This is a genomic window from Micromonospora sp. LOL_013 (assembly GCF_048060315.1).
Classification (GTDB): Bacteria; Actinomycetota; Actinomycetes; order Mycobacteriales; family Micromonosporaceae; genus Micromonospora_E.
The window spans coordinates 1-16,162 of the sequence record NZ_JBHMIQ010000052.1; the positions used below are offsets into that span (position 1 = coordinate 1).

The window sequence follows — 16,162 nt, forward strand, 5'->3', positions numbered from 1 at the left end:
CCGCCCGGACCAGCACCCGCACGGCGCGTCACGAGGCAAACGTTCCCTGACACGGCACTAGGAACCTCCGGTGGGCACCAAACCCCGGGAGGTTCCGAACCAGAATATCGGGCAAAAATCCCGTATCGGCCTCGTGGCTGGCCGGAAGTCAAGCGATTGTCTTCTATTTTCACAGCTCGCGAGCCGCTGCACCGGGTCTCCGGACCCGGTGAGGATCGCAACCCCGGGGTCGGCTGGCAGCCCTACCGGGGCACCTACCACAGCTGCACCGGGTCTCCGGACCCGGTGAGGATCGCAACTTGCCGTGCTCACGCACCGCCGCGGCGTACTCGGTCTGGCTGCACCGGGTCTCCGGACCCGGTGAGGATCGCAACACTACTCTGCGAGGGTCACGTCACGACACAGAGAGTGGCTGCACCGGGTCTCCGGACCCGGTGAGGATCGCAACGACCAGGACGTCATCCGGGTGGTCGGCAAGGGCCGACGGCGCTGCACCGGGTCTCCGGACCCGGTGAGGATCGCAACTCGGCCAGATAGAACTCAAACTCCATCCACGGATCAGCTGCACCGGGTCTCCGGACCCGGTGAGGATCGCAACGCGATCAACGGAGCGAGGCAATGACCATTCACCGCGCGTAGCTGCACCGGGTCTCCGGACCCGGTGAGGATCGCAACGTCGCCCGGGCACTGCGTGGCACCCCGGTCCCGGTGTCGCTGCACCGGGTCTCCGGACCCGGTGAGGATCGCAACGATGCTCGCCACCGCAGCAGGCTATGTCCCCTTGGGGAGCTGCACCGGGTCTCCGGACCCGGTGAGGATCGCAACGACCCCACCACCGGCACCGCCGAACAGACCCTGATCTGGCTGCACCGGGTCTCCGGACCCGGTGAGGATCGCAACGCCTGTGCGATCGCCGCCCGGTCGTCGACGGCGCAGGCTGCACCGGGTCTCCGGACCCGGTGAGGATCGCAACCCGTCGTCGTCGGGGTACGAGGCGATGACCGGCTGGTGCTGCACCGGGTCTCCGGACCCGGTGAGGATCGCAACTGGCAACGAATCGGCTTGCGCCCGATCACCTTAAACAGCTGCACCGGGTCTCCGGACCCGGTGAGGATCGCAACAACGCCCAAACCCCGACGAGCCTGGTTGAGGCCGCGCTGCACCGGGTCTCCGGACCCGGTGAGGATCGCAACCAGACCACTCCCGCGCAGCTTGCCAACATGCGCGGGCTGCACCGGGTCTCCGGACCCGGTGAGGATCGCAACCCGCCAGTACGCTCCAACTCGATCTTGCAGTAGACGGCTGCACCGGGTCTCCGGACCCGGTGAGGATCGCAACGTGGGTGAGCCGAGACAGGACGGCTCGTAGCTCGGCGGGCTGCACCGGGTCTCCGGACCCGGTGAGGATCGCAACCAGGGCGGAGGCGGCGAGGTCTCCGCAGATGATGCAGCTGCACCGGGTCTCCGGACCCGGTGAGGATCGCAACACGGGTTGGAGCATCCCGCCTTCGGTGGTGCCGCCGCTGCACCGGGTCTCCGGACCCGGTGAGGATCGCAACTACCTCGTCGTCCTCGGCGTCGCCCTCGCCGGGGCGGCTGCACCGGGTCTCCGGACCCGGTGAGGATCGCAACCAGGGCGGAGGCGGCGAGGTCTCCGCAGATGATGCAGCTGCACCGGGTCTCCGGACCCGGTGAGGATCGCAACACGGGTTGGAGCATCCCGCCTTCGGTGGTGCCGCCGCTGCACCGGGTCTCCGGACCCGGTGAGGATCGCAACTACCTCGTCGTCCTCGGCGTCGCCCTCGCCGGGGCGGCTGCACCGGGTCTCCGGACCCGGTGAGGATCGCAACTGCGGCCCTGCGGTCCCGCATCCGCCGGGCCGCCGGGCGCTGCACCGGGTCTCCGGACCCGGTGCGGCTCGCAGCGTACGCGGGAAGGCTCTTGCAGGTCAGCGTTTGCCCCGTTTGGCGGCCACGAGAAGAGCGGCGATGACTGCTGTGGTACCGCCGGCGCACAGTAGACCGGTGAGCAGCAGTACGGCCAGATGCCAGGGCTTCAGCGCATGCATGACACGTCACCGTACCGGGTGGAGACACGAGGCGTGTACCGCCGCATCTAGGGGGAGTGCTTACTGGGTAACTACTTACTTGGTAGGGTGTCCGCATGCAGCGAACTGCGGTGCGGTGGGGGCTACTGGCTCTCTTCGCCGACGGCCCCAAGTACGGCTACCAGCTCAGGACCGAGTTCGACGCCCGCACCGGCGGCAGCTGGGCGGTGAACGTTGGACAGATCTACACCACGCTGGACCGTCTCGCCCGGGACGGCGATGTCGCTCCGGTTGGGACCAACGAGGACGGCCGGGACATGTTCGCGATCACCGAGCAGGGTCGGCGAGCTCTGGAGAGCTGGTACGTCACTCCGATCACCGAAACCGACCGCCCGCGCAGTGAACTGGCCATCAAGCTGGCGATGGCGGCGGTCGACCCGCACGTCGACATCGCACTCGTGGTGCAGAAGCAGCGAACCGAGTCGATGCGCCAGATGCGTGACTACACCGATCTGCGCCAGCGGGCCGACGCAGATGACGATCTCACCTGGACGCTGCTGCTGGACCACCTGATCTTCGGCCTGGAGAGCGAGATCCGGTGGCTCGACCACGCCGAGGCGACGACCCTGCGCCGCCGGCACGACCGGCCCCCGACCGGGCCGCGCCTGGTCGCGACCGAGCAGCCGATGCCCGAGCGGGCGCAGCGATGAGCGGCCCGGTGCTGCGACTCACCGACGTGGAGCGGGTGTACCAGGCCGGTGAGGTGTCCGTACGAGCGTTGGCGGGTGTCAGCCTGTCGGTCAGGCCGGGTGAGCTGGTCGCGGTGATGGGGCCGTCCGGGTCCGGCAAGTCGACGCTTCTCGCCGTCGCGGGTGGTCTCGACACGCCCACCGCCGGCTCGGTCGAGGTCGAAGGGGTGCAGCTCGGCGGTCTCGACCCGACTGCGGTTGCGCATCTGCGGCGGGACCGGATCGGCTACGTGTTCCAGGACTACAACCTGGTGACCGACCTGACTGCGGCTGAGAACGTCGCCCTGCCGCTGGAGCTGGCCGGTGCCGGTGTGCGGTCGGCGCGGTCGGCGGCGGTCGCCGCGCTGGACGAGGTCGGCCTGGCCGCTGAAGCCGACCGTTTCCCTGATCAGCTTTCCGGCGGGCAGCAGCAGCGGGTGGCGATCGCCCGGGCGTTGGTCGGCGGGCGGCGGCTGGTGCTGGCGGACGAGCCGACCGGTGCTCTGGACTCGCAGACCAGCATCGCCGTGCTGAAGGTGCTGCGGGCGCGGATCGACGCCGGTGCGGCGGGCGTGCTGGTCACCCACGAGGCGAGGTACGCCGGTTGGGCGGACCGGACCATCTTCGTCCGCGACGGGCGTCTCGTCGACGCGACGCCGGATCGCGACGATCCTCGGCGACTGCTTGGTGAGTCGTCATGATCGGCGCCGCTCTGGTCGGCCCGTCGCGGGTGGCGCTGCGCCTCGCCCGTCGTTCGGCGCTGCGTCACCGGGGGCGCAGCGTACTCGTGCTGCTGATGCTGTTCATCCCCGCGTACGCCGGCACGATCCTGACCGCGAGCTGGAGCAACCTTGGCGGCACGTCGGCGCAGGAGATCACCTTTACGCTGGGCGGTGCGGATCTGATCGTCGGGTCGGGTGACCTCGCGGCGGTCGAAGCCACCCTGCCGCCCGGCAGCGACACCACCGGGTTGATCCAGGCCAGTACGGTGCTGCGGACCCCGGCCGGGCTGCGGGCACAGGAGTACGAAGCGACGGATCCGGCGCATCCGGCCAACGACGGCCGGTACGTGGTGCGGTCCGGGCGGGCACCGGACGGCTCCGCCGAGGTGGCTGTGACCCGGCGGCTGGCGGCGGATCTAGGGCTGCGGCTGGGTAGCTCGGTCACCGCTGGGATGCCGCAGCGGGAGCTCACCGTCGTCGGCGTCGTCGACTGGAGCCGGTCGCTGCGTACGTCGGGGCTGCTCGTCCCGCACGGGTTTCCGCTCTCGTCGGCGCCCGGAAAGCTGATGGTGCGGCTGCCCGACGGCGACGAATGGATGCCGCCACGAATGGACGCCGGGTCCGGCAACCTCTCGGTGCTGTCCAGGGAGCGGATGGCCCCGACCGCCGGGGAACGCCGGCTCGAGGCTGCGGCGGCGTTGCTCGTGGTGACGTTCGCGGGCGCGCAGGTCGTGCTGCTCGTCGGGGCGGCGTTCCTGGTCGGGGCGGCGCGTCAGCGTCGGGAGCTGGCTCTGGTCTCCGCCGCTGGTGCGACGCCCCGGCAGGTCACCTGGATCGTCGTCGCTGGCGGGCTGCTGCTCGGTGTCGTGGCCGCGTTCGCAGCGGTGCTCCTGGGGCTGGCGACGTTCGCCGCTGCTGCCCCGCTGATCGAACAGGTCGCCAACCATCCGCTGATCGACGTGTCGCTTCCGGCCGGTCGGCTGCTGGGCGTCGTCGGCGTCACGCTGTGCATCGCGATGCTGGCCACGCTGCTGCCGGCCCGCGCCGTCCGGCAAGGCTCGGTCCGTGGCGCCCTCGGCGGCCAGCGGGACACGTCGAAGGTCGATGGCCTCGGCGCGGTGGCTGGGCTGGCGCTCCTTGTCGTGGGGATTGTGGCGTTGCTGGTCTCCGGCAACCCACAAGGGCGGCCGCAGGTGCTTGCCGCTGGCGGCGTCGCGCTGTTGCTCGGCGTGGTCGCCGGCACGCCGACGCTGGTGCGGATGAGCGGCCGAGTCGCTGGTCTGCTTCCCATGCCGTCACGGCTGGCGTTGCGCCATGCTGCCCGGCATCGGCTCCGTACGGCTGCGGCCGTTGCCGCGGTGACCGCCGCGGTCGCCGGCAGCGTCGCACTTGCCCTGGCGGGCGCGGCTCGCGGCGAGGTGACCCCGAGCCGACTCGACGCCCGTCCCGGCCAGGTGCTGGTCCCAGTGGACGCGGCGGAGAAGCTGGGGCCGGACGGTCTGCGACGGGTCGCCGGTGCCCTGCCGAGCCGTGCCACGGTCACGGTGATCACCGCTACGGACCTGCAGGCCAACGTTGCCCACCACGATCTGCCGGCCGGCCCGACCGCGACGGTGTCCGTCGCCGCCGAGCAGCGGGACGTGGCCGTCGGCGGGGCGGAGGTCGTCCAGTTGGTGACCGGCCGGCCCGCCACCCGGCCCGAGCGGGAGGCGCTCGACCGAGGTGACGCGGTCGCGTTCAACGACACACTGGTGACGCCCGATGACCGTGTCGCGCTGTCGTCGGACGGCCAAGGGCTCACGCTGTTGCCAGCCGTCGTTGCCAGCCGGTCGGAGTACTACGCGAGGCTTCCCGGCCTGGTGATCGCGCCGGAGACCGCGCAGCGGATCGGCCTGGACACCAGGGTCCGGCTCGTTGTGGTGGACACGACGCGGATGCCGGATGAGCAGGAGCTGGCTGCGGCGAACTCGATCCTGCTCGCGGCGCAGCTCACCGCCGCCGAACCGCCGGCGTCGCCGGTCACCGTCGACGCCGTGCCGGCGGACGACCAGTCGTCGCGTGAGGTGGGCGTGATGTTCTACCTCTTGGCGACGGTGAGTGTCCTGGTCACCGTCGTGGCTAGCACCGTGGCGGTCGGACTGGCGTCGGTGGAGCTGCGGCCGGACCTGGCGACCATGGCTGCGGTCGGCGCCGCTCCCCGCGTCCGCCGACGCATCACGACAGCTCAAGCGTGGCTTATCGTCGGGGTCGGCACCGCGCTCGGCCTGCTTTCCGGGATCGGTCCGGCGGCGGCTTACGTCAGTTTCAGCACCGAGCTTCATTGGCACGTACCGTGGCTGGCGCTGTCGGCCATCGTGCTCGGGCCGCCTCTGCTTGCCGTGATTATGGCAGGTCGCCTCGTCCTCGGCGAGCCGTCCTTTAGGGCTGGTTGATGAGTCGTCACACGCCGTGCAGGTCGGTGCGGGCGGCGCCGGTCGACGGGTCGTAGGGGTACGAAAGGTGCTGGTGGACCATCCGCCACGCGCCGTCGCGGCGTCGGAAGACGCGGGTCCCGCGCGACCAGCTGTCGAAGGGCGTCGCTTCGGCCGGCTCCAACCGGACGCGGTTGAGCCCCCAGGTGACCGCGAGGTCGCCGTCGACCATGACCGTCAGGTCCGGGACGGTCCAGGTGACGGTGCCGTCGCCAGCTGCGTCGAGACCGGCCCGGCACACCTCGCGTACGGCGTCGATGCCGACGTACCGCAGAGGTTGCTCGTGCTCGTAGGAGACGACGTCGTCGGCGATCGGGGCCGTCAGCCGGTCGAGGTCCCTCGCCGTGGTGGCGTCGAACCAGTCCTGGTGCAGCTGGCGTAGGTCCTGTTCGGCTTGGGCCGCGCCCTGATCCGGGGCCGCGTCCTGGGCCGAGCGCTGCGGGGTGGTGTCGGCCAGTGGGAAGGAATGGTGCTCGTGGGCGACGATCCACCGGCCGTTCTGCCTGCGCAGGCCGAGGGTCAGTCGCAGCCGGACGTCCGGCTGCTCGGCGAGGCTCGCCTGGGTGCCGCAGCGCAGCAGCGCGTACGCGAAAGCGACGTCGTCGCCTGCGGTGACCTCCAGCGATTCGATCTCGAACACCCCACCTCCGCTGGCCAGCCACTGGAAGAAGGGCGGCCAGCTCTCCCGGTAGGCGTCGATGCCGCGTACCCCCTGCTGCGGTGGTGGGACGTCGAACATCACGATGTCGTCGGCGTGGTCGGCCAGGACGGCGGCAAGGTCGCGGCGCTGGACCGCCGCCGTCCAACGTCCGATCAGCGTACGGATCTGTTCTTCGGTGGTGGCCGATCGGTCAGCCGGTCAGCTGGGCCGGCAGGCCGAAGGTCGGGAAGTCGGCGTCGAGAAACGAGACCACCTCGGCGACCTGCTGTCCGCGTAGCGTGAGCACGTCCAGGCCGGCGGGGACGTACGCGTCCCGGTCGTCGTTCCACAGGTACGTGCCGAAGGCGAGTTGCCCGTTGGCCCGGGTCGGCAGGAACCGCCAGCGGTGCCGCAGCACCACGTCGACCAGGAAGGGCCGGATCGCGTCGCGTCCGTCGTACCAGGTGGTCATCGGCGGCATCGAGTAGCGTGCGTCCTCGGTCAGCATCGCCACGATGGTGTCGACGTCGTTCGCCTGCCAGGCGGCCGCGTACCGTCGGGCGAGCTCGCGCTGTGCGGCGTCGCCGAGCGCGGCCAGGGTCCGCTGCTGGCTGGCGGCCGGTCGCAGTTGGGCGACGGCTCTGCGGGCGCGTTGCAGTGCGCTGTTGACGGCGGGGACGGTCGTGTCCAGCAGGTCGGCGACGTCGCTGGCGGGGTAGGCGAGTACGTCGCGGAGCAGCAGGACCGCCCGCTGCGTGGCCGACAGGTGTTGCAGGGCCGCGACGAACGCCAGCTCGACGCTTTCCTGGGCGATGATCTGCGCTTCCGGGCTGCGCGACGCCGTCGGTCCGGCCGGCTGGTCCGGGTACGGACCCAGCCACACCGTCTCGGCCAGGGGTGCCCCCTGCGTGCTCAGGTCGGTGGGGAGTTCCCGCCGGCCGCGACGCTCGATAATGGTCAGAGCCCGGTTCGTGGCAATCTTGTACAGCCAGGGCCGGATCGACCCGTCCCGGTCCTCGAACCGGTCCAGGCTGCGCCACGCCCGGTCGAAGGTGTCCTGGACCGTGTCGTCGGCGTCGTGCACCGAGCCGAGCATCCGGTAGCAGTAGGCGTGTAGTTCGTCGCGGAGCGGGCCGACGAGGTGGCCGAAGGCGGTGCCGTCGCCGGCGCGTGCCGCGGTCAAAAGCTGCGGTACGTCGGTCCCACTCGTCTGATCCGGGCTGCTCACCCGGTTTCCTGCCTCGCTCATCTGCGAAACGGTACGCGTCGGCTGTACCCGATGTTCGTGCTCAGGGGTCGAGATGGCTGGCTGTTTCGTCGATCAGCGCGTCCGCCAGGTCGTGCAGGAGCGTGACCGCCTCTGTGGTTTCCCCGGTGGGGGCCACCGCGCCTGTGTACACCATCAGCACCAGGTTTTCGTGGCGGACGAGGTGGGTGACGTCGAGCTGCGAGGCGGCGATGTCACCGAGGGTGAAGTCATCGGGATCCAGCACCAGTGCCGTCTGGAGCGTTTTGCCGCTGTCGCCCCACCAACCGGTCAGTTCGGCGGTGGCAGGATTCGGCCCGGTCTCCTCCGGTAGGTCGATGTAGTTCGCGACGTCCTGATCGTAGGCCTGCACCGCACCCGCCACGTCGTGGTAGACGCGGACCTGTACCGCGCCGGACGGCTGGAATTCGCCGAGTGCGGTGGCGAAGCGTTCGTCGGGTGCGATGGCGCCGAAGTCGCATCGCTCCCGCCAGTAGGTGCGCTCCGTGCGATAGTCCGAGCCGTCCTCATGGGAGGGGGCGAGGTCCAGAGCGATCCCCTCGAACACCGCCTCGAACTGCAGCCGGGAGCACAGGTCTTCAGGGATCTGCCCGTACCGCGGATTCGAGTCGGGCGGTGGTGTCGGGCCGCCGGCACCGCACCCGGCAGCGACGACCACGAGCGCCACCGCGACGATGCCGCGCCGGAGCCGACCGGTACGTAGACGCATGGCAGTCCTCCAGGGTCGTCGTGTCGAATGCCGTCAGGGTAGGTAGAAATCGTTGCCGTCGACGCCGGACACGATGTTGGGCTCGACCGGGATGAGCCTGTCATCCTCGTCGCCGCTTCGGAGCGAGTCGACGCGGTCGAGCGCTTCCTGGGTCACTTCCCGCAGGGCTGCGTGCTGATCGCTGTCGTTCTCGACGATTTGCCCGATCGCGTCCGAGACTGAGGCGAGCAGGTCAGCGGCGGTGCTGCCCTGCAGATTCAGCGCCGCCCAGCCGCCGTCCGGGATGGTGGTCGCGGCGATGCTCACGCCACCCGCGACAACGCCCGAACTCGCCACCCACAGGCCACCGACGGTCGCCGTCGCGCCACCGAGGATCCCGCCGAATACCGTCGCTGCACCGCCGGCGAGGATCAGAATGTTGCGTAGCGATTCCTGCCGTGCCAGCTCCGCCATGCTCTGGGCAAGTTACGGTGGCCGCCCACGTCGCAGCCTCACTGGCCAACGTCCGAAGATGTTCCTCGACCTCCTCCTTGCGGCTGTCGTGCCATGGCAGGCGTACGTAGTCCGCCGGTACGTGGTAAATCTTCGTGAAGGGAAACGTGGCACCGAGACGGACTTCGATGTAGTGCGTGCCGGGGCCGACCGGTGTCTGATGCCACCAGCTGGCTTTCTCTACCTCAAGGAAGGCCATCGCGGTGTCGATGTAGCGGAGTTCGGCGAAGTAGCCCTGGATTTCCGGGAGCTTGCGGTAGAACTCCCGCGGGTTGTAGGTGATCGAAGGCTCGCTCATGAAATTCCCTCACGATCGCGAGTGTGTGTCGGAGCAGGGCTCGATCATCTAAATGCCACCGACGCGTTCGTCATGACTCGGTCTGCTCGGCGGGGGATCGTGCACCCCGGGTAGTTCAGGGATGTGCGGCGGCGAGGTGCCGTACTCCTCGGCGTTGTCGTCCAGCAGCCGGGAGAATCCGTCAGCGGCCAGCTTGTCGGTGGCGGCGTACGAGTCGGCGATGTCCACGAGCGCCGCACCGACCTCCTGCATGCGCAGGCAGGTCTGACGGAACACGTCGTGCGCCTCGTCCCGCAACTCCATCAGCCGCAGGTGCGCCGGATGCATTCCGAGCCCCGGCCGATCGAACTGCGTCTCCAACCCATCGACGATGCCGTGCATCCGCCTCGTCAGCCTGGCGTAGACAGAGGCAATCTCCGGAAGCTCGTTCCGGCCGGCCCGGTACAGGTAGTACAGGTGCGCTCCGAGGCGTCGACCGGCACCGACATCACCGAGGCTGTTGTCGCCGGTGTAGTCCGGCCGCCAGTCTGGCTCGGTCGGGTCGGGCATCGCGGCCCTCCGCCCGATCGTTGCAAACAGTGACGGTCATGTTTATGCGATCTGTTGTAGCAGTGCCGCTCCACTGGATCGGTCCGGGGTCGGCTGGTTCGCGTGGTCCACATACCATCGACATATGCTCTCCGAGGAATCCGTCGTCACCGTGCCCGCGGATGCCGGTCCGGGGCCGGTGGCCGGCACCGACGTGGTGTTTCTGCCGCAGGGGTTCGACCACGGCACACCGGTCTACCCGGCGCACACGACCCAGTTGGTTGACCAGTTGACCGCGCAGGGAGTCACCGCGCGTACCTGGCATCCGGCGGCGGAGTCCGAGTTCCTGTCCACCCGGGGCCCGGTTGCCGACACGTTGCTGCAGATCGCGGTCGGCATCGCGTCGTCGGCCGGCTGGTACGCGATCCAGTCGATGCTGCGCAGCCGCTCCGGCCCGCTGCGGGTGATCGCCGTGTTTGAGCAGGACGGTCAGCGGCGGCGGGCGGAACTGGCCGGTGACGCGGACGACGTGGTCCGTGCGCTGGAGACATTGGACCCGTTCGGGCCGGGACGGCTCGATTGATCCGGGGCGGGTCGGCCCGGTGCAGGCGGAACGGCCGGCCCGATGTTGGACCCAAGTGACGTCGAGCGGCGGGTGCCGTCCCCGCAGGGGGCGGAGCGTCGCCGGATCATCGCCGAGGTAGCCGGTCTGCTCGAGGAGTCGGACGTGGTCCGGGATCCGAGCAGCCGCCAGGTGCTGCTGCGGCTGGTCGAGGAGGCGTTCGGCGGGCCGCTGCGGCTGCGTGACCTGGCGGTGTTACGGCCGCAGTTGGTGGACCTGGTGACGGCCTGCATCGACCGTACCGGCGGGCTGCGGCTGCTCGCCGAGTGTCTCGAGCTACTGGAGCCGGCCGGCGCGCGGACCCTGACGCTGCTCCAGCTGTCCGACGAGTGGCAGGTGTTCGAGCAGTTCGCCGATCACGATCTGGGTTGGCTGCGGGGTGACCTGTCCGAGTTGCGGGTGACGGCGCGGTGGCGTCGGTTCGTGGTCGAGTGCCGGCAGGAGCCGCCGCCGGAGCACTGCACCTCGCTGTGGCATCTGTTCGCCCATCTGGCGGTGGCGCCGTCGAGTGTCGGTGTGGCGGGCGACGGAACGGGGTTTGGCGGGGTGCCGCACTGGTTGCGGCTGCTCGGTCGGCTCGAGGACAGCGTGCCGGCCGAGGCGCGGCAGCGGCTGCGCCAGCTGATTCGGGCCCTGGCCGATGAGTGGGACGTGCCGGAGGACGCCCTCGTCGGGGTGGGTGGGACCCGCTTCGGCCGGTCGCCCGTCGCGGCGGTCGCCACCGCCGCCACCGCCGCCACCGCCGCCACCGCCGCCGCCGTGGCGGACGGTGCCGTCGGCCCCGCGACGGCTTACCTGGTCATCCAGTTCGAGAAGTACGGCGGTGACGACGACACGTTCATCATGTCCCACTGGTATCAGTGGGCGTCGCCGACCTGGGCACCGGTGCGGGGTGAGCATCGCCGAGTGCGCTACGGCGACCTGGAGGCTGCGGTCGACGAGGTGCTGTCGGAGACGGAGCGGCGCTGGGCGCACCAGGCGGGGCCGGTGACGATTGAGATAGTCCTGCCGTGGCAGTTGCTCAACGAGCCGGTCGACACCTGGCGCAAGGAACTTCGGTCGCCGGTGCCGAGCCCGTTGGTGGTGGAGTATCCACTGGTGATCCGCTCGTTGGAGCGGCTGCGTTCCCCCGAGTGGCATCGGCGGTGGCGGGTGCGCTGGCGTGGCGTTGCTGCGGACGGCGGGTCTTCTCGGATATTCTGCGCCGCGCCTGATCAGGTCGACGCCCAACTGGAGGCGTTGCTGACGGGTGACGAGGCGGCGGTCGTTCTGGTGTTGAGCGATTCGCCGTTGCCGGACAGCGCGGCCGAGCGGCAACTGCTTGTCGGCGTACGGTCCGGTGTCCCAGCCATCGTCTGGCACCGTGATCCGGTGTTGGCCGTTGAGCTGTGCCGGGTGCTGCGATCGATGGTCGAGTCGGCGAATGGGTTCGCCGGGGGGATGGCGCAGCTGCCCATGCATGTCGCAAAGTTGAGGAAGTCGGCCTGGGGTGAGGATCCGTCTGCTTCGGGCCGGCACGTCGGGCACGGCTTTGTGATCTTGTGGGACGATCCGCTGCGGCAGCCCGGACAGCCTGGCTCAGCCGGCGACGACTTGGGAGAGGTCCGCGAATGAGCGGAGACGGTCACCGGGGGACGGTCGGCGGCACCATCCGCCCCGGTGGTGCTCCATGATGGATTCGTTGTCGTCGCGTGGGTCGGCCTTTGCGGTCCGTCCGACCCTGCCCGAGCCGGCCCGGCAGTTGGAGATCGCCGGTCGTCGTGAGGTCCTCGTCGTCATCGACGACGATCCGGTGATGGAGTTCTGGTCCGACGAGTTCGCCGACTTCCTGGCGATGCTGCGCGAGCAGGAGTGCTTCGCCTCGGTGTCGGTCCGGTCCGTGGTGGTCGCCGACGGCGCGGTGCGCTGGCGTGACGCCCCGCACGCCCCGCTGACGGTGCCGTCGGGTGACGGCGGGCCGCCGGTGGTCTTCCTGGTGACGCACGGCCGGTCGCCGGCCTGGACCACCGGGCTGATCTTCCCGGTGCTGGTCGGCTGGGCGGCGTTGGCGGCGTTGGCCGTGGTCAACGTGCTGCCGCAGCAGCACTGGTACGACCGGGGAATGGATACCGCCGAAGTGCTGTGGACCCCGGCCAGCGCCCGGCTACCGACCGCCGAGCGTCCATGGCGGACCAGCGTGCCGGACCCGTGGTCGGCGGCGGAGCCCGGCGGGCCGGAGCGGACCGCGGTGCCGGTGATCCAGCGCGGCGGTGACTGGCTGTCGCGGTGGGGGCGGCTGCTGGCCGGGCCGACGGCCGGTACGGTGCGGATGCCGGCGCTGCTGGTGAATTTGTCGGACCGGGTCCCGGGAGCGGTGCGCGTACCGCGCCTGGCACAGTCGGGGCTGAGGGCGACCGAGCTGGTCGCCCGGTTCCGGGCCAAGGCGTCGCCCCGGGCGTTCGCGTTGGCGACCCGGCTCTCCGCCGCTCCGCTGACCTCGCGGATCATCCGGGCGGTGCAGCGCACCGCCGGTCGGCTCGGCCCGACGCACCTGACCGAGGTGTTGACTAGCGACCTGTTGCGGCCGGTGCGGCACGGCGGTGGTACGTCCGGCGATGACACCCGGCTGCGGTACGAGTTCCGCCACGGGGTTCGTGACCAACTGCTGGCGTCGAGCTACCGGGACCGCATCATCGAGGTCCAGTACACCGTGGAGAGTGAGCTCGGCCGGGACATCGAGGCGGTGCGGAACTTGACCCGTCGGGTCCGCAGCCCCCGCGAGGCCACGTACCCCCGGGTGACCCCGGCCTCCGAGCCGTTTCTGCGGGTCGAGTTGGCGGTGCACCTGTCGTTGGGCGGCCCGAACCTGGTCGCCGCCGAACGGCTTGGTTGGGCGTTGGGTTCGCCGGTCCGGGCCCGCAGATCCCGCTATCCGGCGACGAATTCGCAAGCGAGTCATACAGGTATGGAGCCGACGATGTCTGACATAATGGCGTCGCCGGGAGCGTCCTTCCCGTTCGGCGCCCGGCAGCAGACGCCCCACCCCGGACCCGACCCAGAAGGGAGTGCGGTGTCTCCGACCGGCAGTGTCATCCCGCCGACCACCGCTGTCCTGCGCACCCAGCGACGCGACCAGCAGCCGGCCGTCGTCGGCAACCTGCCGCCGCGCAACGCCAACTTCACCGGCCGGCGGGCGCTGCTCGACACGCTGCACCAGCGGCTGCGCGCCGGCACCACCGCGGTGCTGCCCGAGGCGGTGCACGGTGCCGGCGGTGTCGGCAAGTCCCAACTGGTCGTCGAGTACGTCTACCAGCACCAGCAGGACTTCGACCTGATCTGGTGGATCTCCGCCGAGCGTCCGGCGCAGATCCAGTCCGCACTCGCCGAGCTCGCCAGCCGGCTCGACCTGCAGGTGCCGACGACAGCGAACACCGCCGTGCCGGCGGTGCTCGACGCGCTGCGCATCGGCCGCCCGTACGCCAACTGGCTGCTGGTGTTCGACAACGCCGAGGACCCCGACGACGTGGAACGGTTCTTCCCCCGGGGTGGGCCGGGCAGCATCGTGGTCACCTCGCGCGACCCCCGGTGGGGCCAGATCGCCAGCGGCCTGCCGGTCGACGTGTTCGACCGGCAGGAGAGCATCGAGCTGCTCCGCCGCCGTGGCCCGGACCTTCTGGTCAGCGACGCGGAGCGGCTCGCCGCCGCGCTGGGTGACCTGCCGCTGGCCATCGAGCAGGCAGCGGCCTGGCGCGCGGAGACGACGATGACCGCCGACGAGTACCTGCAGCTGCTGCGCGACAGCCAACCCGACGTCGACGACGTGACCGAGGTGGAGCAGGACTACCCGCCGCTGGTCGCTGCCGCCTGGCACATCTCCCTCAACGGGCTGCGGGAGCGGGACCCGTCGGCGCTGCGTCTGCTGCAGGTCTGCGCGTTCTTCGCGTCCGAGCCGATCAATCGGTCGCTGCTGTCCAAGCCCCGGTTGCAGATCCACCCCGACCTGGATCCGCTGGTGCGCAGCCCGATCCGGCTCAAGCAGGCGATTCGGACCATCGGCCGGTTGTCGTTGGCCCGCATCGACCACCGGACCAACTCGTTGCAGATGCACCGGCTGGTCCAGCGGGTGCTGATCCACCAGATGAGCGAGCAGGACCGCAAGGACCTGCGGCACAGCGCCCACCTGCTGCTCGCCGGCAACGACCCGGACGAGCCGGACGACGCCGACCACTGGCCCCGCTACGCCGAGCTGTATCCGCACATCGTCGCGTCCGGCGCGGAGACCTGCCGTAACGAGCTGGTCCGGGACATGGTGCTCAACGAGGCGAAGTACCTGTGGCGTTGGGGCGACCACATCGGTGCCCGCGACCTCGCCCAGCGGGCGTACCGGTCGTGGATCGACCGGGGTGACGACACCGACCCGGACAGTCTGCGGATGGCGACCTGGCTCGGGTTCATGTATTTCGTCGTCGGCGACTACGCCGCCGCCGCGAAGTTGAACGCCCGGACGTTGCAGCTGTACCGGCAGACGGTCGGCGACACCGAGGAGGAGACGCTCGACGCGCTCGGTGCGGTCGCCGCCGACCATCGCGTCGCCGGTGACTTCGACGGGGCGTTGGAGCGGTCGATCACCGTCTACGAGCAGTCCAAGCGCAACTTCGGTGACGAGGAGCCGTTCACGCTGCGGGCCGCGCACAACCTCGCGGTCAGCATGCGGCTGTCCGGGCTGTTCGGTCGGGCGCTGCAGCTCGACGAGCAGACCTACGAACAGTTGGTGCACATCTACGGCACCGACCACCCGGTCAGCCTGAACACCCTCGGCGGTATCAACCTGGACCGGCGTGAGCTGGGTGACTACGTGACGGCACACGCCAGCCAGGAGAACCTGGTCGCCGACGCCCGCCGGGTGCTCAAGTACGACGACCATCCGGACCTGGTCCGGCAGAGTCACCAGCTGGCCGGCTTCCGGCGTAAGGCCGGCCAGCACCATGAGGCGCTGGACCTGTCCACCGATGCGCTGCGGCGGTTCCGCATCCGCTACGGCGACGACCACCCGGACAGTGTGCTGGCCAACCTGACCGTCTCGATCGACCTGCGGGTCACCGGCGACCTGCGGGCTGCGCGGCAGGCCGGTGAGGCCGCCGTGCAGGGTCTGCGGGCGCTCTACGGCGAGGACCACCCGCACACCGCGGGGGCGCAGGTCGACCTGGCGGTGACGTTGCGCCTGCTCGGTGAGCACGAGCAGGCCCGCGAGGTGGCCGATGAGGGCCTGCGCCGGCTCACTCAGCGGCTCGGGGGCAGCCACGCCCTGGTGTTCGCCGCCCGGGTCAACCTGGCCAGCGCCTTGTACGAACTTGGTGAGTACGAGGCGGCGCGGGCGCTCGACGCGGAGACGTTCGACAGCTGTACGGAGCAGCTCGGTCCCGGCCATCCGATCACGTTGGCCTGCGGGTTCAACCTCGCGATGGATCTGCGCGGGCTCGGCCAGGACTCCCAGGCGAGTCTGCTGTTCGACGACATCGTCGACCGGTTCCGGTCGACGTTCGGCGAGCTGCATCCGGCGACGGCGGCAGCGGCGGCCGGGGTGCGGGCCAACTGCGATATCGATCCGCTGCCGCTGTGACCTGCCCCGGCGGGTTCGCTCCGGAACTGTACGGCCGGAC

The 16,162-nt window shown here is 70.2% G+C and carries 11 protein-coding genes and 1 CRISPR repeat array; of the genes, 6 read left to right on the plus strand and 5 right to left on the minus strand.

Annotation, left to right across the window (positions count from 1 at the left end):
* The first annotated feature begins 185 nt into the window (after positions 1 to 185).
* Positions 186 to 1,924: direct repeats of the CRISPR family, unit length 37 nt; unit sequence GCTGCACCGGGTCTCCGGACCCGGTGAGGATCGCAAC.
* Between the two features lie 238 nt (positions 1,925 to 2,162).
* Genes ACFHWS_RS26120 through ACFHWS_RS26130 form a run of 3 tightly spaced genes read left to right on the plus strand, consistent with a single transcriptional unit; the run spans position 2,163 to position 5,928 of the window.
* Positions 2,163 to 2,756, plus strand: a complete 594-nt coding sequence (locus ACFHWS_RS26120; RefSeq protein WP_416569316.1) for a PadR family transcriptional regulator — start codon at positions 2,163 to 2,165, stop codon at positions 2,754 to 2,756.
* The gene (locus ACFHWS_RS26125) at positions 2,753 to 3,475 is read left to right on the plus strand and encodes an ABC transporter ATP-binding protein (RefSeq protein ID WP_416569317.1); all 723 of its coding nucleotides are present in this window, start codon (positions 2,753 to 2,755) and stop codon (positions 3,473 to 3,475) included. Before ACFHWS_RS26120 ends, ACFHWS_RS26125 begins: the two co-directional genes overlap by 4 nt.
* Positions 3,472 to 5,928 carry an FtsX-like permease family protein gene (locus ACFHWS_RS26130; RefSeq protein ID WP_416569318.1) on the plus strand — a complete coding sequence of 819 codons (2,457 nt, stop codon included), beginning with the start codon at positions 3,472 to 3,474 and terminating at the stop codon, positions 5,926 to 5,928. The genes ACFHWS_RS26125 and ACFHWS_RS26130 overlap by 4 nt, the downstream gene beginning before the upstream one ends.
* A gap of 7 nt (positions 5,929 to 5,935) precedes the next feature.
* Here ACFHWS_RS26130 and ACFHWS_RS26135 read toward each other — a convergent pair whose 3' ends face one another.
* The 5 genes from ACFHWS_RS26135 to ACFHWS_RS26155 all read right to left on the minus strand — a co-directional run bounded on the left by ACFHWS_RS26135 (position 5,936) and on the right by ACFHWS_RS26155 (position 9,922).
* On the minus strand, positions 5,936 to 6,793 hold the full coding sequence (locus tag ACFHWS_RS26135) for a YybH family protein (protein ID WP_416569336.1): 858 nt from the start codon (positions 6,791 to 6,793) through the stop codon (positions 5,936 to 5,938).
* 25 nt (positions 6,794 to 6,818) lie between these two features.
* Positions 6,819 to 7,856 (minus strand): sigma-70 family RNA polymerase sigma factor, encoded by a 1,038-nt coding sequence (locus ACFHWS_RS26140; RefSeq protein ID WP_416569319.1) that lies wholly within the window; start codon positions 7,854 to 7,856, stop codon positions 6,819 to 6,821.
* 40 nt (positions 7,857 to 7,896) lie between these two features.
* Complete coding sequence (locus ACFHWS_RS26145) at positions 7,897 to 8,541, minus strand: hypothetical protein (RefSeq protein ID WP_416569320.1); 645 nt, start codon at positions 8,539 to 8,541, stop codon at positions 7,897 to 7,899.
* A 75-nt stretch (positions 8,542 to 8,616) separates the two neighbouring features.
* The gene (locus ACFHWS_RS26150) at positions 8,617 to 9,036 is read right to left on the minus strand and encodes a hypothetical protein (RefSeq protein WP_416569321.1); all 420 of its coding nucleotides are present in this window, start codon (positions 9,034 to 9,036) and stop codon (positions 8,617 to 8,619) included.
* A 385-nt stretch (positions 9,037 to 9,421) separates the two neighbouring features.
* On the minus strand, positions 9,422 to 9,922 hold the full coding sequence (locus ACFHWS_RS26155; protein WP_416569322.1) for a hypothetical protein: 501 nt from the start codon (positions 9,920 to 9,922) through the stop codon (positions 9,422 to 9,424).
* Between the two features lie 124 nt (positions 9,923 to 10,046).
* Between ACFHWS_RS26155 and ACFHWS_RS26160 the strand changes: the two genes are divergently transcribed.
* The 3 genes from ACFHWS_RS26160 to fxsT are packed head-to-tail and all read left to right on the plus strand — an operon-like array spanning position 10,047 to position 16,122.
* A complete protein-coding gene (locus tag ACFHWS_RS26160; protein WP_416556852.1) occupies positions 10,047 to 10,484 on the plus strand; it encodes a hypothetical protein in 438 nt (145 codons plus the stop codon).
* 42 nt (positions 10,485 to 10,526) lie between these two features.
* Positions 10,527 to 12,137, plus strand: coding sequence for an effector-associated domain 2-containing protein (locus ACFHWS_RS26165; RefSeq protein ID WP_416569323.1), 1,611 nt, complete (start codon positions 10,527 to 10,529; stop codon positions 12,135 to 12,137).
* Positions 12,138 to 12,192: 55 nt separating this feature from the next.
* Complete coding sequence (gene fxsT / locus ACFHWS_RS26170; RefSeq protein ID WP_416569324.1) at positions 12,193 to 16,122, plus strand: FxSxx-COOH system tetratricopeptide repeat protein; 3,930 nt, start codon at positions 12,193 to 12,195, stop codon at positions 16,120 to 16,122.
* The last annotated feature ends 40 nt before the right edge of the window (positions 16,123 to 16,162 follow it).